The organism is Pseudofrankia coriaricola (genome assembly GCF_001854805.1).
Taxonomy (GTDB): Bacteria; Actinomycetota; Actinomycetes; order Frankiales; family Frankiaceae; genus Pseudofrankia.
Genome location: NZ_MBLO01000054.1, coordinates 1 through 23,006, shown reverse-complemented (window position 1 = coordinate 23,006; position 23,006 = coordinate 1). Strand labels below are relative to the sequence as shown.

8 protein-coding genes and 2 pseudogenes are annotated in these 23,006 nt (G+C 72.9%); 8 read left to right on the top strand and 2 right to left on the bottom strand.

The features are described 5' to 3' along the window. Nucleotides 1–432 precede the first annotated feature (432 nt). A complete protein-coding gene (locus BCD48_RS10490) occupies nt 433–1,155 on the bottom strand; it encodes a LysR family substrate-binding domain-containing protein (RefSeq protein ID WP_241841646.1) in 723 nt (240 codons plus the stop codon). Between the two features lie 12 nt (nt 1,156–1,167). Beyond that, nucleotides 1,168–1,341, bottom strand: a pseudogene (locus BCD48_RS53370) (LysR family transcriptional regulator); the annotation flags it as partial. A 736-nt stretch (nt 1,342–2,077) separates the two neighbouring features. Here BCD48_RS53370 and BCD48_RS10485 point away from each other — a divergent pair. The 8 genes and pseudogenes from BCD48_RS10485 to BCD48_RS10450 all read left to right on the top strand — a co-directional run. Further along, on the top strand, nt 2,078–3,466 hold the full coding sequence (locus BCD48_RS10485; RefSeq protein WP_071048158.1) for an FAD-dependent oxidoreductase: 1,389 nt from the start codon (nt 2,078–2,080) through the stop codon (nt 3,464–3,466). A gap of 141 nt (nt 3,467–3,607) precedes the next feature. Continuing rightward, nucleotides 3,608–4,546 carry an MBL fold metallo-hydrolase gene (locus BCD48_RS10480; RefSeq protein WP_241841643.1) on the top strand — a complete coding sequence of 313 codons (939 nt, stop codon included), beginning with the start codon at nt 3,608–3,610 and terminating at the stop codon, nt 4,544–4,546. 547 nt (nt 4,547–5,093) lie between these two features. After that, nucleotides 5,094–6,452, top strand: coding sequence for an FAD-dependent oxidoreductase (locus BCD48_RS10475; protein ID WP_071048157.1), 1,359 nt, complete (start codon nt 5,094–5,096; stop codon nt 6,450–6,452). A gap of 35 nt (nt 6,453–6,487) precedes the next feature. Then, entirely contained in the window at nt 6,488–7,345 is an 858-nt protein-coding gene (locus tag BCD48_RS10470) for a thioesterase family protein (protein ID WP_071048156.1), read from the top strand. 73 nt (nt 7,346–7,418) lie between these two features. Continuing rightward, nucleotides 7,419–16,082 carry a type I polyketide synthase gene (locus tag BCD48_RS10465; RefSeq protein WP_083418441.1) on the top strand — a complete coding sequence of 2,888 codons (8,664 nt, stop codon included), beginning with the start codon at nt 7,419–7,421 and terminating at the stop codon, nt 16,080–16,082. Between the two features lie 117 nt (nt 16,083–16,199). Beyond that, entirely contained in the window at nt 16,200–21,734 is a 5,535-nt protein-coding gene (locus BCD48_RS10460) for a type I polyketide synthase (RefSeq protein ID WP_131803894.1), read from the top strand. A 156-nt stretch (nt 21,735–21,890) separates the two neighbouring features. Continuing rightward, nucleotides 21,891–22,772 carry a thioesterase II family protein gene (locus tag BCD48_RS10455; RefSeq protein WP_241841642.1) on the top strand — a complete coding sequence of 294 codons (882 nt, stop codon included), beginning with the start codon at nt 21,891–21,893 and terminating at the stop codon, nt 22,770–22,772. A 36-nt stretch (nt 22,773–22,808) separates the two neighbouring features. Further along, nucleotides 22,809–23,006, top strand: a pseudogene (locus tag BCD48_RS10450) (ferritin-like domain-containing protein); the annotation flags it as partial.

Below are 23,006 nucleotides of genomic sequence, written 5' to 3'. Positions count from 1 at the left end.
GCCGTTCTGTCCGCAGGCAACACCGACATTCTGAAGGCGTCATAACGAAAATTAATCGCCATCGGCGCGCGGGCGCCGGGTCCCGGGCGGGCCTTGGCCGCCGCGACCGGGGGCAGGCGAACCCGGGAGCGTCGAGAGGCCGGAGCGCGCGTGCGGGCGTCGGCGTGGACCTCGGCGCCGCCGGCACGCGGGCGGCTGCCCGGTTCGGGGCCGAGTCGGCTGGCGACCGTGTCCGAGGGTCGACGCGGACAGTCGCCGTTGCGCAGAGCCGAGGCAGTCGGAGGTCCGGACACGAGCTGCGTCTGTTGTCGACCTGCCTGCCACTCGGGTCGCGGCGTCGGTGGGATCGAACCGCGGCCGCCTGGTTCGCGGGGCCCTATCGCGCCTCGCCGCCCCCGCGCCGCGGTCGGGCGTCTGGGACGACGGACCCGGTCAACCGTGGCGGGGAGAGGGCACCGCCGCGCGTTCGGCGAGGACCGCGTCGACGCTGTCCAACAGGGCCGTGACGGCCCTGCTCGCCGCGGGCCGCCACACGATCCGCAGGGGGAGGGCCGGCACGGGGTCGACGATCGGCACCGCCACCGTGCCCTTCAGGGTTCGGGCCCGCTCCATGGAGGCGATCGCGGTTACGGAGCGAGTCACGAGTCGGAGCCTTGCTTCGCCCGTGTCGTCGGTCTCCGCGATGACTCGCAGGGTCGTCTTTGCCCGTTGGGCGACGGCTAGGATTGCGTCGTACATGGCGGGAGAGGTTTCGCGCCGACACAGCATGCACGGCTGCTCAGCCAGTTCACGGAATGAGATTTTTTCTCGTCCCGCCCATTCATGGTGGTCGCCGACGATGGCGACCAGTCGTATCCGGACTATCTCTCGCGAGCGTAGATCGCCGGTTGGCTGCGGTCCGTAGAGGAAGCCGACGTCGAGCTGTCCCTGGAGAAGGCGCTCCAACTGCTGCGCGCTGCCCTGCTCCCACAGGTGCGTTGCCACGCCCGGGTTGGTCGTGCTCAGCTTGACCAGCGCGGGCTGCAGAACACGCTCGGCGGCCGGCAGATTGAATCCGATCCTTATCCATCCGGTCCGGCCCGCCGCGACGTCCTGTACGGCGGCTTCCGCCCGTTTCGCTTGGTCGATGAGACGCTTGGCCTCCACCTGGAACACTCGGCCCGCGGGCGTCAGTCGGACGTCGTGCGAGGTTCGTTCCATCAGCTGGACGCCGAGATCCCGCTCCAGACGGCGCAGATGCTGGCTCAGCGCTGGCTGAGTCAGGTGGACCTTCGCCGCGGCCCGCCCGAAGTGTAGTTCGTCGGCGACTGCTAGAAAGGACAGGAGGTGTCTGAACTCCATTATTCTTCCTCTCGCAGCTCCCTCTTGCTCGCAGCTCCCTCTTGCTCGGAGTCTAGGTGGCTCGACTAACGAGCGGTTACGGCCGTGTGTTGGGAGGCGGAACTGCCGAGGTCTTGCGTATCTCGATGATCGCGAGTTTTGGTGCGGCGAGGATCGGCGCGGCGCCGCGAAGTAGCGGTTCCGAGGTTCTGGTCATCGCACCCGGCGCGCCCCGGTCACGGCGCGCGCACGGGCGCGGGACACTGGGCGGTCACGATCCTGTGCTCGTGATGTGATTGCATCCGACGGCGAATTATAAGCTACAAGTGCAGTGCGCAATTGGTGAGGTCGATCACGGTCGAGTTCCAAAACCAGTGTCCGGCGGCTCTGTATTGGGCAGGCGAGGCCGTGCTTCGCTGGTCATGCGGCATGTGGGGTCGTGCCGGGTCGTCGCCGGCGTCGCGCCGCGGAGCGCGGATGCCGCGCATGCAGATCCTGTTGGCCAGGGAGTGAACGGGCGGCCAACTCCGTGGGATTGCCGGCAGAAGGCCCAGGTCAATGGCGGTGGGTGATAGCCAGCGGCTCTGGCCCTATTTGCGCCTGTTCACCCGCCTTGACCTGCTCGATCGGCGATGGCCACGATCGCCACGATGACCGCGGCGCCAAGAGGCCGCACCGGGACGCGACCAGCGTGCCTCGGGACCGCTCCATCTATATCGGCAGGGAATCGGCCGATGGCTGGGAGGTGTGACGGACGATGACAGACTCCGACGCGGCCGCCAGAACCGGGCCGTCGCGGGGGGATGGGCGCGACCACGCGGTCGTCCTCGGTGCCGGCATCGCCGGCATTCTGGCCGCGAGGGTCCTCACCGACACCTTCCGCGCAGTGACGGTCATTGACCGGGACGACCTGGTGGACATGGTTCCCAGACGGGGCGTGCCGCAGGGCCGGCACCTGCACGGGCTGATGGACTCCGGGCGCCAGATCATGGAGGAGCTTTTCCCCGGGGTGACGGAGGAGCTGATCGAGCGCGGAGCGACGCTGGGCGACGTGCTGGTCAACACCCGCTGGTACCTCGCCGGGCTCCGAGCCCAGTCGACGTCGGCCGGCCTGAACACGATCCTGGCGAGCCGGCCATTCCTCGAGACCATCCTGCGGGCGAGGCTCGCGGCCCTGCCGACGGTTCAGCTGTGTCCGCGAACGGCGGCTGTCGGTCTCGTCGAGGCGCCCGGGCACCCCCGTCGGATCGTGGGCGTGCGGGTGACCCGCGGCGGCACGGATGACGGCCAGCAAGCCCCGGAGAGCGGTGATGTGATCAACGCGGACCTGGTCGTGGACGCCACCGGTCGCGGTTCCCGGGCGCCCGACTGGCTGGCCGCGCTGGGCGAGCCGCGCCCGGCCGAGGAGAGGGTCGACATTGACGCCTGCTACACGACCCGGATATATCGGCGAAAGCCCGAGCATCTGGACGGCGACGTCGCGGTCAACATGACGGTCACGCCCGGTCTGCGGGGCGCGGCGGCGGTCGCGATCGAGGACGACCGCTGGCTGGTGACGCTCGGCGGCACTCTCGGGGATCACCCTCCGCACGACGAAGCGGGGTTCCTCGCCTATGCCCGGACGCTGCCGTCCCAGGACATCCACGATCTTCTCATGATTGCCGAGCCGCTCACCGATCCGGTGCCGTACCGCATTCGTGGCTCGCGGCGTCGTTACTACGAGCGGACGCCGACGCCGCCCGAGGGTTTCATCGCCATCGGCGACGCGCTGTGTGGCCTGAATCCCGTGTACGCCCAGGGCATGACGACCGCGGCGCAGGAGGCCAGGGTGCTCCAGCGCTGCCTGGCATCCAGCCGGCCGGGGCTGCCGGGTCGTTTCTACCGCGAGGCCGGCCGCGTGGTCGACACTGCCTGGCAGACCTCGACGGGCGCCGACCTCGCGCATCCCGCCGTCGAGGGCCGGCGTACCACCCGCGGCCGGCTGATGAACGCCTATGTGAAGCGGATGCTGATCGCCTCGCACGTGGACCCGGTCGTCGCGCGGACGTTCATGCGGCAGATGCACATGGTGGACCCCCGGTCGGCCCTGCTGCGGCCGGGCATGGTGTTCCGCATCCTCCGGCGCGGGAAGCTGCCGGCCCAGTAGGTCCGACGGTGTCGGCCCTCGTCGCCGTCGGCGACACACCTGCGCGACATACCTGCACACCTGCGCGGCACATCGGTCGACGGCACATCTGCCGACGCCGCGTCCCGCCTCGGCGAGGCAAACCTTCGTCACCGCCCACATGTGGCGGTGGTCGCATTACCGGAAATGACGTCAGTGGACCAGCGATTGGATGTCATGATGCGCCTGACTGTGCTTGGTTGTCGTGGTGGGGTGCCCTCCGAAGGCCATCCCAGCTCGAGCTATCTCACCACGACGCCAGGGGCGCATATCCTGCTGGACTGTGGCCCTGGCGCGGCGACCGCGTTGGGCGCGGTACTCCGGCCCCGGCAGCTCGGCGCGGTCGTGATCAGTCATCTTCATCTCGACCACTGTTATGACCTGCTGCCGATCGGCAGGCTGCTCATGGCCCTCCGGATGCGCGGCGACCACGGGGTTCCGAAAGAGGTGGTCGACGGCGCTGGCGCGGAGGCGGACCCGCCGATTCCGCTGTACGTACCCGAAGGCGGCCGTGCCCTGCTCGACCAGCTCATCCGCGTCTTCCCGATCCCGACGCTGCCGATCCTGGAAAGGGCGTTCGAGGTGGCCTTCGATACTCGGGAGTACAGGCCGAACGACTCCTTCGTGGTCGGCGACTGCGAGGTGAGCCTTCATCCGTTGCGACACGCCATTCCCAACTGTGGAATCCGGGTCGAGAGCGAGGCCGGAACCCTCGCCTACACCGGGGACACCGGAATGACCGACGGGTTACTGCCGCTGGCCCGCGACGTGAACGTGTTCCTGGCCGAGGCGACACGGGCGACCACCGACAACGGTGCGCACGGGCACCTGAGCGCGACGGAGGCCGGGCGGGCGGCCGCCGAAGCCGGTGCCGACACGCTGATTCTCACCCATCTGGTCTCGGCGGCGCCCTCCTGGGTCGACGCCCAGCGGGAAGCCGCGCAGTCCGTGTACGGCGGCCGGGTGCTCACGGCGGAGCCGGGCGCCGTCTTCGATGTCCGCGCGCCGGAAAACCCCTCAACCGTGCCCGGTGAAGATCCGGCAGACTCTATTCTGACCTGACCCCGCCAACAGGCAGCTACCTGGTTCACCCGTTCTATTAAGCTGCGATTCTCCTGGGTCGCGTATGCTATCGGCGCGGCTGTTCGACGAACATTGACTCCTCGTAGGACAGATCGAAGGATGACGGCGAGATCGTGACCTGGCCAACAGCCCCGATCATAGCACTCTCGATCACTTCAATGCGCCGGCCGCCGAGCCGGTGACATCCCAGTAGACATAGTCGGACCCGGGTCCCGGTAAGGATCTGGAACGGGTTCCTGATTTACCTGCGGCCGGGTGATCCGCCCGGGTGATCCGCTCGAGCGCGGTCGATTCAGTCAGTTGCCGCCGATCGGCAGCTGGGACGATGCCTCAGGACGCCCCGCTCCTGGGCAAACGGTTCTGGTCAACCGGACATACCTGGCCGCCTCTATTTTGGCCTGCCCGCGACAGCCGCCGATGTGGTCGGCATCGCCTTGTCGGGCCCTGTCCAGGAATTCGGCCTCCGTTCGGAGAAACAAACGGCTGTGGCTCCGGCCGCGGCATGTCCTCGTGGGAAGGTGACCGCATGACCAACGATCCTGACGTGATCGTGGTGGGTGCGAGCGTTGCCGGCTGCACCGCGGCCGCGCTCTTTGCCCGCGCGGGAGCTCGTGTACTGCTCCTGGAAAAGCATTCCAACATCGAGACGTACAAGGTGCTCTGTACGCACACCCTGCAGCCCTGCGCGGTGCCCGTGATCGACCGCCTCGGGCTGCGGCCTCGGCTCGAGGCGGCCGGCGCGGTGCCGCACGTGTCCAACTACTGGACGCAATGGGGCTGGATCTCGCCCAAGGCGGCGCCGGGCGGCACGTTGCCGCACGGGTTCAACCTCCGGCGCAAGATCCTCGACCCGATGCTGCGCGAGCTCGCCGCTCAGACGCCCGGCGTCGAACTGTGGCTCGGGCAGTCGGTGACCGGCCTGATCTCCGAGGACGACCGGATCGTCGGCGTTCGGACCCGGACGACCGGTGGTCAGGAGGCGTCGCTGCGAGCCCGACTGGTCGTCGGCGCCGACGGCCGGGACTCGACGGTCGCCCAGCTCAGCGGCGTCCCCGTGCGGGAGGCCCCGAACAACCGGTTCGCCTACTTCGCCTACTTCCAGGACCTGCAGCCGGGCGACCATCCCCCCACCCAGATCTGGTTCCTGAACCCGGACGGCGCCTACTGCATGCCGAACGACAACGGCATCAGCGTCCTCATCGTCGCGCCGGAGAAGACACCCAAGCACCTGGCGGCGTTCCGCGAGGACGTACCGGGCGCCTTCCACCAGTACGTCCGCGAGCTGCCGGACGCTCCGCCGATCGACGATGTCCCGCTGGTGTCCAAGTACATCGGGATGAACGACATGCCGCTGCGGTCGCGCGGGGCGTTCGCGCCCGGGCTCGCGCTGATCGGCGACGCGGCGCTGTCGACCGACCCGATGTGGGGCATCGGCTGTGCCTGGGGGATGCAGTCGGCGGCGTGGCTCGTCGACGCGCTCGGTCCCGCGGTGCTCGGCGAGGGCGACCTGGATGGAGGACTGGCGGCGTACGCCGGCCGCCATCAGGTCGAGGTCGGCGGCTACCAGCGGATATTCGAGAGCTTCGCGACGGCCCGTCCGCTCAACGCGTTGGAGCGGCTGATGTTCTCCGCGTCGGCACGGGACGAGGCGACCGCCCGCCACGCCTACCTCTTCGGGTCGCGGCTGATCAGCGTGCCGGAGTTCATCGCGCCGCCGGCGATCGCCCGGGCGGTGCTGGCTCAGGACGACCTCGCCGTCGACACGGTCCTCGAGAACCTGCGCGAGGTCGAGTTCCTCAACGTCGACGAGATCAGCAGGCTGGTGCACGCCGGGCCGTCGCTCGTCGACGTCTCCGAGCCGGCGGGGCACGCGGCGGACGCGTGACCCGGCAGGCATCGCGGGCAGGAGGCGAAAGAACGATGGCAGGCGTCCCCGAGTCCGGCGTCGCGGGCGCGAGCCGCGCGACCGACGCCCGCGATGCCGGCGGCCCACCCGTCGGCGTGCGCGGCGGTGCGGCATCGAACGGCGGTGACCTCGACATCCCTCCGATCGACCGGAGCTGGTGGTCGTGGAGCGGCGTCCACGGCGGCCTGACGGTCGCGTTGCTGCTGCGCCACGCACGCGCCCACGCCGGCGGGCTCGACGCCCGCACGGTGCACGCGTCCCTGCTTCGGCCCGTCCAGGACGGCGGGCTGCGCCTGTCGACCGAGGTCGTGCGGCGAGGCGCCGCGAGCGTCGTCACGCGCGCGGCCCTGATGGAGGGCGGCGCGCCGGCCGTGCTGGCGACGACGCTGCTGGCCGCGCGGGCGGCTCCGACCCACCTGCCGACCCGGCCGCCCGCCGTGCCGCCGCCGCGGGACTGCCCGGATGCCGGGTTCACCACCGAGGTGGTCCCCTTCGTCCAGCACCTGCGGGTGCGCATGGCCGGCGACGCGCGGCCGCTGAGCGGCGGGACGGATCCCAGCCTGGTCGCCTGGATGCGGCTCGAGGAGCCGGGATTCGACCCCGCCGAGGCCGCCGTCGTGATGCTGGACTCGATGCCGCCGGCGATCTACGCGCTCACGACCGAGCCGGTCCCGGTTCCGACGGCGGAGTTCTCGGTGCATTTCACCGACGGTCTCGACCGGCTCGGCGAGCGGGACGGCTGGTCGCTGATCGAGGTACGTACCGAACAGGCGAGCGACTCCTGGAGCGTCGACTCGAGCAGCCTGTGGAGCCCATCCGGCACGTTGCTCGCCGTCGGCCGGCAGACCCGCCGAATCCTGCCGGCCGGGTGACGAGTACCGCCGTGTCCACCCCTGATTCCGACTCCGTACTGACACACCTGATCGATCGGAGGTGGCTGTCCAGATGACGACGCAATCCGCGAACCTGATAGTGCGTAGTGCGCCGGGTGGACCGGTGCGGGTCGAGCCCGTGGCCGTGATCGGAATCGCCTGCCGACTGCCCGGAGCCGCTAACCTGGCCGAGTACTGGCGGTTGCTGCGCGAGGGAGTCGACGCGGTCGGCAAAGCCCCGGTCGGGCGGGTCGACGGCCCGGGAACCGTCGGCTCGCCCGCCGGCTTCCTCGACCAGGTCGACCATTTCGACCCTGAGTTCTTCGGCGTCTCGCCCCGGGAAGCCGACTCGATGGATCCCCGGCAACGGCTCGCGTTGGAGCTGGCCTGGGAGGCCCTCGAGGATGCGCGGACCCCACCCGTCTCGGTGCAGGGCACCCGGACAGGGGTCTTCGTCGGCGCCACCGGCGACGACTACGCGATTCTCGCCGCACGTCGCGACAGGAGCCTGACCGACCGTTTCACGATGACCGGGCTCGCCCGAGGCGTCATCGCCAACCGGGTCTCGCACGTCCTGGGTCTTCGCGGTCCGAGCCTGGTCATCGACACCGTCCAGTCGTCGTCGCTGGTGGCGGTTCATCTGGCCTGCGCGAGCCTGCGCTCCGGCGAGTCGGAGCTCGCCCTGGCCGGCGGCGTGCAGCTGAACCTCGCCGCGGAGAGCGCCCTCGCCGCCCAGCGTTTCGGAGCGCTGTCGCCCGACGGGCGCTGCTTCACGTTCGACGAGCGCGCGAACGGCTTCGTCCGCGGTGAGGGCGGCGGCCTGATCGTCCTCAAGCTGCTGTCGGCGGCGCTGGCCGATGGCGACCGCGTGTACTGCGTCATCCAGGGCAGCGCGGTCGGCAGCGACGGCGGTGGTGGCTTCGCGGTAACCGGCGGCGCGAGCCTCGCCGTACCCAGCGCCGACGCGCAGGAGGACGTGCTGCGCCGGGCGTACGAGGCCGCCGGCGTCCAGCCGTCCGCCGCGCAGTACATAGAGCTGCACGGGACCGGCACCCCGGTCGGCGATCCCGTCGAGGCGGCGGCGCTCGGCGCCGTGGTCGGGGCGGGACGTCCGGCGCGGGCGCGGCTACCCGTCGGCTCGGTCAAGACCAACATCGGTCACCTGGAGGCCGCCGGGGGGATCGCCGGCCTTATCAAGGTGGCGCTCGCCCTGGTTCACCGCCAGCTCCCGGCGAGCCTGCACTTCGTCCGGGCCAACCCACGGATCCCGCTGGACCGGCTCGGCCTGCGCGTCAACACCTCGCTGAGCCCGTGGCCGCGGCCCGGCGAGCCGTTGGTCGCCGGGGTCAGCTCGTTCGGCGTCGGCGGGACGAACAGCCATGTCGTGCTGACCGAGGCGCCAGGCGAGCCGGCACCCGCCGGTGGCGACCCGGGCGACGGCGCACTGTCCACCGAGCCGTCCGAACCCGCGGCTGGCACCGCCACTCCGACGCCCGAGCGGTCCGTGCCCGACGCCCCGGCCGTGCCGTGGATCCTGTCGGCGCGTTCGACGGCGGCTCTGCGCGCGCAGGCCGACCGGCTCGCCGCCCTGCTGGACGAGCGGCCGGAGCTGGACGCCGTCGCCGTCGGACGGTCGTTGCTCACCACGCGGTCGGTGTTCGACCGGCGCGCGGTGGTGCTGGCCGCCGACCGCGCCGGGCACCGCGCCGGCCTCGCCGCCCTGGCCGCCGGGCGGGCCACCGAGCACCTCATCGAAGGCACGGCGCCCCGCGAGGAGGCGCCGGTGCTGGTCTTCCCGGGGCAGGGCGCCCAGTGGGACGACATGGCGGCCGACCTGCTCGTCTCGTCGGCGCCGTTCCGCCGCGCACTGTCCGACTGCCACGACGCCCTGGCGCCCCACACCGACTTCTCGCTCATGGACGCCCTGCGCGCCCGCGGGTCCGAGGGCGGCGGCGAGCGGGACGACCACGAGCGCGACGACGTCGTCCAGCCAGCGCTGTGGGCCGTGATGGTGTCACTGGCCGAGGTGTGGCGCTCGATGGGCGTGGTGCCCGCCGCGGTCGTGGGGCACTCCCAGGGGGAGATCGCCGCGGCGACCGTCGCGGGTGGGCTGTCGCTGTCGGACGCGGCGCGCATCGTGGCACTGCGCAGCCGCGAGCTCGCCGGCATCCGCGGGTCGGGCTCGATGATGGCGGTCGAGCTGTCCGCCGAGGAGCTGGCCGCGAGGATCGACGCCGCCGGCGGTGAGCTCCACCTCGCGGCGGTCAACGGCCCACGCTCGGCGGTCGTCTCGGGCACGACCGAGGCTCTGCGGCTGCTGCACGCGGACCTGGAGCGCACCGGTCACCGTACCCGGATGATCCCGGTCGACTACGCGTCACACTCCCCGTTCGTCGAACCGCTGCGGGAACGCCTGATCGACCTCCTGGGGCCTGTCACGCCGCGCGCGGGCGACATCCCGTTCGTGTCGGCACTGACCGGCGGGCTCCTCGACACCACCGCGCTGGACGCGAACTACTGGTACGCCAACCTGCGCGGCACCGTGCGCTTCGACCTGGCGGTCCGTGACCTCGTGGCGCGCGGCCATCGACTGTTCCTGGAATCCAGCGCGCACCCGATGCTGGGCGCCAGCATCCTCGACATCCTGCACGACGCCGACGTGGACGGTGTGGCGCTCGGCACCCTGCGGCGCGGGGAGGGTGGGCCGGACCGTGTCCGTCGCGCGGCGGCGGAAGCGTACGCGCACGGCGTGCCCGTCGACTGGCTGTCGGACTACCCGGCCGGCCCAATCGTCGACCTGCCGACCTCCGCGTTCCACCGGTCCCGTCACTGGCTCGACATGCCACGTTCCGCCCGCACCGCCACGACGTCTCCGGTCGCGACGTCTCCGAGCGAGACGTCTCCGGCTGTGACACCGTCCGCCGTGACGCCCACCGCCACGGTGCCGTCTGCGGCGCCGCGGTCGGCGGACACCGCGAAGGCGGCGCGGGAGCTGGTGCGATCGGCCATCGCCGACGTCCTCGGATATGACGGGCCGGGCGCGGTGCCCATGACGCGGACGTTCCACGCGCTGGGAGTGGACTCGCTGGGCGCGGTCCAGATCCGGGGCAGGCTGAGCGCGACGACGGGCCTGCGGTTTCCCGGCTCGCTCGTCTTCGACTATCCGACACCGGAGCTGCTGTGCGCCCATGTGCGTGAGGCCCTGGACGAGGCGGCGGCCCGCGGCGCGCGGCAGACAGCGGCGGCCACGGAGGCCGACGCGTCGGTCGCCGGTCAGTTGGCCGCTCCCGCCAGCTCCGGCGGCCGTGGCGCCGCGGCCGCGGCGGAGGCGGACGACCCGATCGTCATCGTCGGGATGAGCTGCCGGTTCCCCGGCGGGATCACCAGCCCGGAGCGGCTGTGGGAGGCGGTCGCCGACGGCGTGGACACCGTCTCGGAGTTCCCCGACGACCGCGGCTGGGACGTCGACGGCCTCTACGACCCCGACCCCGACCGCGTCGGGACCTGCTACACCCGCCACGGCCACTTCCTCGAAGGCCCCGACCTCTTCGACGCTCCGTTCTTCCACATCGGACCGCGCGAGGCCGCGGCGATGGAGCCGCAGCAGCGGCAGCTGCTGGAGGTGTCCTGGGAGGCGCTCGAAGGCGCCCGCATCGACCCGTCCACGCTGCGCGGGCGGCCGGTCGGCGTGTACGTCGGCGCGATGATGCAGGAGTACGGCCCGCGGCTGCACGAGCCCGTGGCCGAGACCATGGGCCACCTGCTGACCGGCGTCCACCTGAGCGTCGCGTCGGGCCGGGTCTCCTACGTCCTCGGGCTCGACGGACCGTCGCTCACGGTCGACACCGCGTGCTCGTCGTCGCTGGTGGCGGTGCATCTGGCGGCGCAGGCGCTGCGTTCCGGGGAGTGTGAGCTCGCGCTGGCCGGCGGTGTGACCGTCATGCCCGGGCCGGGCCTGTTCGTCCAGTTCAGCCGGCAGCGGGGACTGGCCACCGACGGGCGGTGCAAGCCGTTCGCGGCCGCGGCCGACGGCACCGCGTGGTCGGAGGGTGTCGGTTTCCTGGTACTGGAGCGGTTGTCGGACGCGGTGCGCCTCGGTCACCTGGTGCGGGCGGTGGTGCGGGGTTCGGCGGTCAACCATGACGGGGCGAGCAACGGGTTGACGGCGCCGAACGGTCCGGCCCAGCAGCGGGTGATCAGGCGCGCGTTGGCCAACGCGAGGTTGTCCGGCGACCAGGTGGACGCCGTCGAGGCGCATGGCACCGGTACGCCGTTGGGTGACCCGATCGAGGCCGGCGCGCTGCTGGCGACGTACGGGCAGGGACGGCCGGCCGAGCAGCCGTTGTGGCTCGGCTCGATGAAGTCGAACATCGGCCACACCCAGTGCGCGGCCGGCGTGGCGGCCGTCATCAAGATGGTCCAGGCGATGGAGCACGGCGTGCTGCCGGCGACGCTGAACGTCGACGAGCCCTCGCCGCACGTCGACTGGTCGGCGGGCGCGGTGTCCCTGCTCACCGAGACCATCACCTGGCCCGACCACGACCGGCCTCGCCGCGCGGGCGTCTCCGGCTTCGGCATCAGCGGCACCAACGCGCACGTCATCGTCGAGCAGGCACCTTCCGCCGTCGACGGGCCGGCCATGGGCGATGACCCAGCCGCGGGTGACGCCGGTGCCGACGGGTCGGACTGTGCTCCCGATGTCGTCCCGTGGGTCCTCTCGGCCACGAGCGAGCCAGCGCTGCGCGCCCAGGCCCGGCAGCTCGCCGACTTCGTCGAGGCCAGTCCCTCGGCCGAGGCGCGGGACGTCGGACTGTCGCTGGCCGTCACCCGCGCGACCTTTGACCATCGGACGGTCGTTCTGGGACGTGAGCGCGCCGACTTCCTGCGCGGGCTGCGGGCACGCGCGGACGGCGAGGCCGCCGAGGAGGTCATCCAGGCCGTCGGGTCCGGTGACACCGCGCCCGTCCTCGTCTTCCCGGGGCAGGGCTCGCAGTGGCGCGGCATGGCCGCCGACCTGTTCGCCGCCTCGGCGCCGTTCCGCCGCGCGCTGTCCGCCTGCCATGACGCGCTCGCTCCCCATGCCGACTTCTCGCTCCTCGACGTCGTGCGGGGGACCGGCGACCCGCGGGCGTTCGAGCGGGTGGAGGTCGTGCAGCCCGCGCTGTGGGCGGTCATGGTGTCGCTCGCCGAGCTCTGGGCGGCGTACGGAGTGCGGCCCGCCGCCGTCGTCGGACACTCCCAGGGCGAGATCGCCGCGGCCACGGCCATCGGCGCGCTCTCACTCGACGAGGGCGCGCGGGTGGTGGCGCTGCGCAGCCAGCTGCTGGCCTCGCTCGCCGGCACCGGGACCATGGCATCCATTCCCGCGTCGGCCGACGAGGTGCGGGGGCTGCTGGCGGGGCGCGCCGCGCGCCTCGACATCGCCGCCGTGAACGGCCCCCGGGTCACCGTCGTGGCCGGTGAGCCCGGCGCGGTGGACGCCCTCGTCGAGGAGTTCGTCGCCAGGGGCGTGCGCGCCCGGCGTATCCCCGTCGACTACGCGTCGCACTCCGCTGACGTCGAGGCGCTGCGCGAGCCGCTGCTGCGTCGCCTCGGTCACGTCGCGGCCAGCGGCTCGGACGTCTCCTTCGTGTCCACCGTGACCGGGGAGCCGATCGACACGAGCCGCCTCGACGCCGCCTACTGGTTCCGCAACCTGCGCGAGCAGGTGCGTTTCGACACCGTCATCCGGGCCCTCGTCGCCGACGGGCATCGGCATTTCGTCGAGGCGAGCCCGCACCCGGTGCTCACGATCGCCGTGGAGGACGTCCTCGACGACGCCGACGTCGACGGCACGGTGATCGGGTCGTTGCGTCGCGACGACGGCGGGATGTCCCGCTTCCTGACCTCGGTGGCGCAGCTGAACACCAGCGGGGGCCGGGTGGACTGGGCCGGCGCCTTCGGTCCGTCAGCCCGGACGGTCGACCTGCCGACCTACCCGTTCGAGCATCGGCGGTACTGGCTGGCACCGGCCGCCGCCGCCGCCGAGAGCGCCGCCGGACCCGGAGGTCCGGCCGCCGGGCACCCGCTGCTGAGCACGGTGATGGACGTCGCCGGCCGCGACGAGACGGTGCTGGCCGGGCGGATCTCGCTGCGCTCCCAGCCCTGGCTGCGGGATCACGGAGTCAACGGGACGGTCCTGCTGCCAGGCACCGCCTTCGTCGAGCTCGCGCTCGCCGCGGCCGGACGGTCGGGGCCGGCGCGCCTGGAGGAGCTGACGCTGCAGGCGCCCTGCGTCCTGCCATCCGACGGCGCGATCGCGATGCAGGTCGTACTCGGCGCGGCCGACGGCCCGGACGGGTCCCGGCCGGTCAGCGTCTATTCCAGGCCCGACGGGGATGCCGGTGACGCGCCCTGGACCTGCCACGCGGTGGGGCGGGTCGCTCCCGCCGGGGCCGGGCCGGCCGTGGCCGACTGGGCGGCCGCCTGGCCGCCACCGGGCGCGGACCCCATCGATCTGACGGACGCCTACAGCACCCTGGCTGCCCGTGGCTACGACTACGGCCCCGTCTTCCAGGGCATGCGGGCGATGTGGCGGGCCGGCGACACCCTGTTCGCCGAGGTCGCGCTGCCCGGCGGCCAGGAGGCGGCGGGCCGGCGGTTCTCGCTGCACCCCGCGCTCCTCGACGCCGCCCTGCACCCAGTCGTGCTCACCGGCCTCGGCGCGGACGACGCGACGCAGATCCAGCTGCCCTTCGTGTGGCACGGCGTGCGGGTTCACGCCGAGGGCGCCACGCGGCTGCGGGTCCAGCTGACGCCCGAGGGCGAGGCGGGGGTACGGGTCGCCGTCGCGGATCCGGAAGGAGCCCTGGTCGCCCAGGTCGACGCGCTCGTCCTGCGGGGAATACCCGTCGCTCGGCTGCGGGCGCTCGCCGCGATGCTCCGCGACCCGCTGCTGGGCGTCGAGTGGACGCCCGCGGGCGGGCGGGGCTCGGCGGTGCCGGCCGCGCCTGATGCGGGCTGGGTGTATCTGGGCGCCGGGACGCGGGCGCCAGGCACGCCGGGCGGTGCCGGCGGCGCCGCGGCGGCCGACCTGGCGGCGCTCGCCGGTGACGTGCCGGCGGTCGTCGTCGCCGACTGCGCCAGCCCGACGGACCCGGCCCGGCCCGCCGACTCGGTGCGCGAGGCCGCCGAGCGCGTCCTCGCCCTGCTGCAGGGGTGGCTCGCCGACGACCGGTTCGAGCGGTCACGGCTCGTGGTGCTCACCCGCGGAGGCGCGGTGACCGGCGACGGGGCGGGCGCCGCCACGGAGCGGATCGAGCTCGCGGCCGCCGCGGTGTGCGGCCTGGTGCGTTCCGCGCAGACGGAGAACCCGGGCCGGTTCGTCCTCGTCGACGTCGAGAACGACGCGCCGCCCGCCCTGCTGGCCGCCGCGCTGGCGACCGGTGAGCCGGAGCTGGCGCTGCGGGCCGGGGCCGTCAGGATCCCGCGTCTTACCCAGGCACGGCCGACGCGGACCACCCCGAGGTCCGCGATCGACCCGAGCGGGACCGTTCTGATCACGGGCGGCACGGGGACGCTCGGCGCGTTGCTTGCCTGCCACCTCGTCGATCGGCACGGGGTTCGCCATCTCCTGCTCACCAGCCGTCGGGGCCCGCGGGCCGGCGGCGCGACCGAGCTCGTCGCCGAGCTGGCCGAGCGCGGCGCACGGGCCGAGGTCGTCGCCTGCGACGCGGCGGACCGGGCGCAGCTCGTCGAGCTGCTGGAAGGGATACCGGCCGACCGGCCGCTGACCGCGGTCGTCCACGCGGCCGGGGTTCTCGACGACGGTGTCGTCGGGTCGCTCACCTCGGCGCGGCTCGAGGCGGTGATGCGCCCGAAGGTCGACGCCGCGTGGAACCTGCACGAGCTGACGGGCGTGGCCGACCCGCCGCTGCTCGCGCTGTTCTCGTCGGTGGCCGCGACCCTCGGCAACGGGGGCCAGGGCAACTACGCCGCCGCGAACGCGTTCCTGGACGCGCTCGCGCACCACCGGCACGCCCTGGGGCTGCCGGCGGTGTCGATCGCCTGGGGCCTGTGGGAGCCCAGCAGCGGGATGACCCAGAACCTGGACGCGGCGGGTCTCGCCCGGCTGCATCGCTCCGGCATCGAGGCGATGCCCGCTGACGGGGCGCTGAGCCTCTTCGACGCCGCGCTGGAACTCGGCGCGGCGCACGTGGTGGCCGCCCGCTTCGACCTGGCGGGCCTGCGGGCCGGCGGGGACGACGCCGGCGACCGCCCCATCCTGCGGCTCCTGACGGGCGGAAGCTCGCCGCACACCGCCGCCGCCGCGCACGAGGCCGATCGGACGGAGACGCCCGAGACGCCGCCGCTGTTGCTGCGCCTCACGTCGAGCGCGGCCACGGAGCGCAGGCAGGTTGTCCTCGACCACGTCCGCACCACGGTCGCGGCGGTGCTCGCGCACTCGAGCCCGGACGCTGTCGACGTCAGCCGGCCGCTGGCGGCGCTGGGGTTCGACTCGCTCGGCGCGGTCGACCTGCGCAACAGGCTGGGGTCGGCCACCGGGCTGCGGCTGCCGGCGACCATGGTCTTCGACCATCCGACGGTCGCGGCCATCGCCGAGTACCTCGACAGCCGCCTGCCCGCCACCGCGGGCCCCGCCTCGCCCGCGTCCCCCATGCCGGCCAGCGGGATTCCCAACCAGATCGAGGCAGCATCCGACGACGAGATCTTCGCGCTCATCGACAACGAGGCCTGATACCGGAGCCTTCGAGCCTCCGGGTGCGCGCGGCTTCGCCATTGGCGCGCACCCTTCGGCCTGACGGCCTCACCGACGTCGAGATATCCAGCACCGCCGAGACGACGGGTGAACGCCATGGCAGACGAACAGAAGCTGCGCGATTACCTCAAGCGGGCGACCGCCGAGCTGGTCGAGGTCCGCCGCCAGCTCGCGGAACGGGACGGCGCGGGCGGCGCCGAGCCGCGCGGCGACGCGGCGGGCCAGGGCGAGCCGATCGCCGTCGTCGGGATGGCCTGCCGGTTCCCGGGTGGCGTCGCCTCGCCGGAGGACCTGTGGGAGCTGGTCGCCGCCGGCATCGACGCGACCAGCGAGTTCCCGACCGACCGGGGCTGGGATCTTGCCCACCTGTACGACCCTGATCCGGCCAACCCCGGCACGTCCTACACCAACCGCGGTGGCTTCCTCGACGCGGCGGACCAGTTCGACGCGGGCTTCTTCGGGATCAGCCACCGGGAGGCCGTCGCGATCGACCCGCAGCAGCGGCTGCTGCTGCAGACCGCGTGGGAGTCGCTGGAGCGGGCCGGGCTGGACCCGACCCGGCTGCGCGGATCCGCCACCGGGGTGTTCGCCGGGGTGATGTACCACGACTACGGCTCGCGCGTGCGGTCGATCCCGGCCGCCGTCGAGGGATATGTCGGGATGGGCAGCGCCGGCAGCGTCGCCACCGGGCGACTGTCCTACCACTTCGATTTCAAGGGGCCCGCGGTCACGGTCGACACCGCGTGCTCGTCGTCGCTGGTGGCGGTGCATCTGGCGGCGCAGGCGCTGCGTTCCGGGGAGTGTGAGCTCGCGCTGGCCGGCGGTGTGACCGTCATGGCCACCCCGGCCGCCTTCGTCCAGTTCAGCCGGCAGCGAGCGATCGCGGCCGACGGGCGGTGCAAGCCGTTCGCGGCCGCGGCCGACGGCGCCGTCTGGTCGGAGGGCGTCGGTTTCCTGGTGTTGGAGCGGTTGTCGGATGCGGTGCGCCTGGGTCATCGGGTGCGGGCGGTGGTGCGGGGTTCGGCGGTGAATCATGACGGGGCGAGCAATGGGTTGACGGCGCCGAACGGTCCGGCCCAGCAGCGGGTGATCAGGCAGGCGCTGGCGAGTGCCGGGTTGAAGGGCGACCAGGTAGACGTCGTCGAGGCGCACGGGACCGGTACGCCGTTGGGCGACCCGATCGAGGCCGGCGCGCTGCTGGAGACCTACGGGCAGGACCGTCCTGTCGAGCGGCCGTTGTGGCTCGGGTCGCTGAAGTCGAACATCGGCCACACCCAGGCGGCCGCGGGCGTCGCCGGCCTGATCAAGATGGTCCAGGCGATGGAGCACGGCGTGCTGCCGGCGACGGTGAACGTCGACGAGCCTTCGCCGCATGTCGACTGGTCGGCGGGCGCGGTGTCGCTGCTCACCGAGACCGTCACCTGGCCGAGGACCGGACGACCTCGGCGGGCGGCCGTGTCGGGGTTCGGCATCGGCGGCACGAACGCCCACGTGATCATCGAGCAGGCACCGACGGCCCAGACAGCGCCGGCGGCTTCGTCGGCGGGCGTGGTGGCCGGGGCGACGCCCCCCGCGCCGGCCACCACTCCAGCCGACGACTCCCCGGTAGAACCCGCCGCGGTGCCCTTCGTGCTGTCCGGACGCGACGCCGAAACACTGGGTGCCCAGGCCGCGCGGCTACGCGCCCATCTGGGGGAGCGGCCGTCGCTCGAGCCCGCCGACGTGGCTTACTCCCTCGCCACCACTCGCGCGGCGTTCGACGAGCGGGCGGTCGTCGTCGCGGCCGGCCTGGACGACCTCCTCGCCGGGCTGGACGTGCTCGCCCGGGGAGGCAGCTCCCGCGATGTCCGGCGCGGTCGGGCTCGCGCCGTCCGGCCGGTGTTCCTGTTCAGCGGCCAGGGCAGTCAGCGGCTCGGGATGGGCCGTGGACTGGCCGCGCGGTTCCCCGTGTTCGCCGCCGCTCTCGACGAGGTCTGCGCCGAGCTGGACGCCCACCTGACCCGCCCGCTGCGCAGCGTCATGTGGGCGGCGCCCCAGGCGCCGGAGGCCGCCCTGCTCGACCAGACCTCCTACACCCAGCCCGCGCTGTTCGCGCTGCAGGTGGCCCTGTTCCGGCTGCTGGGCTCGCTGGGAGTCCGCCCGGACGTCGTCACCGGGCATTCGGTCGGGGAGATCGCCGCCGCGCACGTCGCCGGCGCGCTGTCGCTCGCGGATGCCGCGCTACTCGTCACCGCGCGGGGCCGGCTGATGCAGGCCCTGCCGGCGGGCGGTCTCATGGTGGCGGTGCAGGCGAGCGAGACCGAGGTCGCGCCACTGCTGGCCGGCGTGGAGGATCTCGTCGGCATCGCCGCGATCAACGGTCCGGACGCGGTCGTGCTCTCCGGAGCGGCGAGCGCCGTCGAGCCGATCGTGAGTCTGATCCAGGGCTGGGGCCGCAAGGTACGGCGCCTCACCGTGTCACACGCATTCCATTCGCCGTTGATGGCGCCGATGCTGGACGAGTTCGGCGACGTGGTGAAGCGGCTGACCTTCCACCCGCCGACGCTGGAGATCATCTCCGCTGTGACGGGAGCGCGCGCCGACGACGGCCTGCGCTCGGCGCGGTACTGGGTCGAGCATGTCCGGTCCCCGGTCCGCTTCGCTGACGCGGTGCTGGCCTGCGGCGCGGGAGACCACGACGTCTACGTCGAGCTCGGCCCCGACGGCACGCTGACGGCGATGGCGCGGGCGTCGCTGCCCGAGGACGCCGGCGCGGCCCTGGTGCCGGCGCTGCGCCGCGACCGGTCCGAGCCGGCCGGCCTCGCCGCCGCGCTCGGCGAGCTGCACGCGTGCGGAGCGGCGCTCGACTGGCCCGCGTTCTTCACCCCTCGCACGCCGAGCGTGGTCGACCTGCCGACCTACGCCTTCCAGGCACGGCGGCACTGGCTGGACGCCTCCGACGACGGTGGCCCGTCCGGGCCGGGAGTCACCGCCGCGGACCATCCGCTGCTGAGCGCCGCCCTCGAGCTGGCCGAACCAGGTCGGTTCGTGTTCACCGGCGAGGTGTCGGCGGGGGCACACCCGTGGCTGCTCGATCACGCCGTCGCGGGCACCGTCCTGGTACCCGGTGTCGCGCTGGCCGAGCTCGCCGCCTGGGCGGGCGGTAGGGCCGGGTTCCCGGTCGTCGACGAGCTGACGCTACAGGCGCCGCTGGTGCTGCCGCCCGACGGCGACGTCAGCATCCAGGTGTCGGTGGACGCCGACGAGCTGCCGGGCCACGCCCGGATCACGGTGTACGCGCGGGCCGGGGCCGAGTCCGTGGACGCCGAGCCGTGGACCGTGGTCGCGGCGGGCTCCCTCGCCAAGGCGTCGGCGGCCCAGCCGGCTACCGACGGGTCACCGGGTGTCGCGGCGTCGTGGCCGCCCGCCGGCGCAGAGCCGGTGCCCGCGGACCGGATCTACGACACGTTGGCCGGGCTCGGACTCGACTACGGGCCGGTATTCCAGGGCGTGCGGGCGGCGTGGCGATCGGGACCGGACGTCTGGACGGAGGCCGCGCTGGACGAGGACGTCGCTGTCGAGGGGTTCGCACTGCACCCGGCCCTGCTCGACGCGGCGCTGCACGGCGCGGTCATCGCCTCGGGCGTCGAGGCCGACGACCGCACGCGCCTGCCGTTCTCGTTCCGCGGTGTCCGTTTCGACCACACCGGCCCCGACGGCGCCGGACCGCGAGCGGTGCGGGTGAGGCTCAGCCGGACGGGCGGTGACACCGTCCGCGTCCAGATCGCCGACGCGGCCGGGCGCCCGGTCGCCGCCATCGAGACGCTGGTGACCCGACAGGTCCGGACGGACGCTCTGGCGGGGACCGGACCCGGCCCCCGCGGCGCGCTGTACCGGGTGCGGTGGAATCCGGTCCCGCCGGCCCAGCGGCCCGCGGTCGACGTCCGCTGGTCGATCGTCGGGGACGACGCAGCAATGCTCGCCGGGCTGCCGCGGAATGTCGAGCGCCATCCCGACCTCACGCGGGCGGCCACGGCCGGCACGCCGGTCGTCGTCGTGGCCCTCACCGACACCTCCACCGGCACCGGCGAAGGCGGCGACGTCGCGGCGGTCACCCACGCGGAGGCGCAGCGGGCGCTAGGCACGGTGCGGGACTTCCTCGCGGACGAACGCCTCACCGCCACCACCCTCGTCATCGTGACCCGCGGCGCGGTCCGGGCGGTGGCGGGCGACCGGGTGAGCGACCTGGCCGGGGCCGCGGTGCGGGGACTTGTCCGGTCTGCCCAGTCGGAGCATCCCGGCCGGATCGTGCTGCTCGACATCGACGACGACGGGGCCTCGCTCGCCGCCGTGCCAGGCCTGCTCGCCCTGGGGGAACCGGAGCTGACCCTGCGCCACGGCACCGCCCACGTGCCCGAGCTGGTCGTCGCGACGGCGTCCGCGCCGGGTGACCCGGCGGCCTGGGATGCCGACCCGGCGGGGACCGTTCTGGTCACCGGCGGCACCGGCGGGCTCGGCGCGACGGTCGCGCGCCACCTGGTGGCGCGGCACGGCGTGCGCCATTTGATCCTCGTCAGCCGGCGCGGCGCGGCGGCGCCAGGTGCCGAGGAGCTGCGCGCCGAGCTGGTCGCCGCCGGCGCCGAGGTCACCGTGGCCGCCTGCGACGTCGCCGACCGCGAGGCCCTCGCGCGGCTGCTGGCCTACGTTCCCGCCGAGCACCCGCTGAACCTGGTCATCCACGCCGCCGGCGTGCTGGACGACGGGCTGATCGCCTCGCTCACCCCGGAGCGGGTGGGCGCCGTCCTGCGGGCGAAGGTCGACGCCGCCTGGAACCTGCACGAGCTGACCGTCGACGGCCCGGGAACCCGGCTGGTGCTGTTCTCCTCCCTGGCGGGCACCCTGGGCAACCCGGGACAGGCCGCCTACGGCGCGGCCAACGCCTTCCTCGACGCGCTCGCGGCCCAGCGGCACGACACGGGCCAGCCCGCGGTCTCGATCGGCTGGGGGCTGTGGGCGGCGGACGCGGGCATGAGCGGTGGTCTCGCGGAGGCCGACCTGGCGAGGATGGCCCGGTCCGGCATAGCCGCGATGGCACCCGAGGACGCGCTCGGCCTGCTCGACGCCGCGCTCGCCGGCTCCGAGCCGGTCCCGTTGGCCGTGGCCTTCGACCGGGCGGCGTTGCGGCGGCGATCCGCCAAGGCCGCCATGCCACGCCTGCTGCGTGGACTCGTCCCGTCACCTGGCCGTCGCACGGCCCCGGCCACCGGAACCTCGGCATCCGTGTCCACCCCGGCGGCCCTGCGGCAGCGGCTGGCCGGCCTCGACGCGCCCGAGCAGCACCGGGTGTTGTTCGGGCTGGTTCGCGGGGCGCTCGCCGACGTCCTGGCGCATCCCAGCCCGGAGACGATCCCGCCCGACGATCCGTTCACCGATCTCGGCCTCGACTCGTTGACCGCCGTCGAGTTCCGGAACCTGCTCGCGGGCGCGACCGGCCTCGTCCTGCCAGTGACGCTCGCCTTCGACCATCCGTCGGTGACGGCGGTCGCCGACCACCTGAGCACCGAACTGGCGCCGCGGACAGAGTCGCGCCAGGCGCCGGTGGGGGCCGGCCAGCTCTTCGCCCTCATCGACTCCGCCGCGGCGGCGGCCTAGAGGGCCAAAGGAGGTGCGAAAATGCTCGTCCTTCGCACCTCCGGAGGCCCCGTCCCCAGAAGCACTAGAGGGCCAAAGGAGGTGCGAAAATGCTCGTCCTTCGCACCTCCGGAGGCCCCCGTCCCCAGAAGCACTAATGGGAGTGGGGCAGTCCGAATGCCTATGACAACCGCACGCGACCTGTGGATCCAGAACTTTCACCCCGCGCCACTCGCCCCCTGCCGGCTGGTCTGTTTCCCCCATGCGGGCGGCTCCGCCAGCTTCTACCACCCGATATCCCGGTCACTCGCGCCCGCGGTAGAGGTGCTGGCCGTTCAGTATCCGGGAAGGCAGTTCCGCCGGGCAGAGAAATGCATCGAGGACATCGGCGAGATGGCCGACCGGATCTGTGACTCCCTGGCTCGGCACGCCGACCGCCCGATGGCCCTCTTCGGCCACAGCATGGGGGCGGTGCTGGCGTTCGAGGTCGCGCTGCGCCTTGAGCGGGCAACGCCCGACACGGTCATCCACGTGTTCGCGTCGGCTCGGTCCGCGCCCTCGGTTCACGGCGGCGAGGCGATACACGAGCGCGACGACGAGGCCCTGCTGGCCCACCTGCGGCAGCTGGGCGGAACGCAGTTGAAGCTGCTCGGTGACACCGAGCTGCTGCCGTTGATCCTGCCGGCTCTGCGTAGCGACTACAGGGCGGTCGACCGCTACCGTCACCGCGCCGGTGAGCGGTTGCGCTGTGCCGTCACGGCGCTGACCGGAGACGCGGACCCCGCCGTCTCGGTCGACGCCGCCCGCGGATGGCGTGACCACACACAGGGGTCATTCGACCTGTGTGTCCTCCCTGGTGGTCATTTCTACCTGGACTCGCAGTCGGCGGCGGTCGTCGAGGTCATTCTCGGCAAGCTCCGAGGTCTCCCCGCCTCGGAGTTCCAGCACGCCGCGGGTCCGCGGGCGGCGGTCGACATCCCCACCCCACGCACCAGACGGCCCGGGGATTCGCCCGGCCGCGGGCCTGGTGACCGGGCCGCGGCCGGGGACCGGCCGTAGCCGGATGAGCCCCGATCTCGACGGAGGTTGAGCCCAATGCACGGTTATGACGTCTTCCGGCACTACGAACGCAAGCGTTGGACGCTCGACGAGCTCCCGTTCGACGAGATCGACCAGGATCTGGTGCGGCCCGAGTACGTGACCATGGTCAAGAGTGCCGTGATGGGTGAGGCGAACTCGATCGCGGCCCAGCACGGCTTCCTCAACGAGTTCGACGACTACGACTTCTCGGCG

Bases quoted from the DNA above. Each gene is read 5' to 3' on its own strand.
- BCD48_RS10485 (WP_071048158.1), top strand. From the start codon at position 2,078: ATGACAGACTCCGACGCGGCCGCCAGAACCGGGCCGTCGCGGGGGGAT.
- BCD48_RS10475 (WP_071048157.1), top strand. From the start codon at position 5,094: ATGACCAACGATCCTGACGTGATCGTGGTGGGTGCGAGCGTTGCCGGC.
- BCD48_RS10470 (WP_071048156.1), top strand. From the start codon at position 6,488: ATGGCAGGCGTCCCCGAGTCCGGCGTCGCGGGCGCGAGCCGCGCGACC.
- BCD48_RS10465 (WP_083418441.1), top strand. From the start codon at position 7,419: ATGACGACGCAATCCGCGAACCTGATAGTGCGTAGTGCGCCGGGTGGA.
- BCD48_RS10460 (WP_131803894.1), top strand. From the start codon at position 16,200: ATGGCAGACGAACAGAAGCTGCGCGATTACCTCAAGCGGGCGACCGCC.
- BCD48_RS10455 (WP_241841642.1), top strand. From the start codon at position 21,891: ATGCCTATGACAACCGCACGCGACCTGTGGATCCAGAACTTTCACCCC.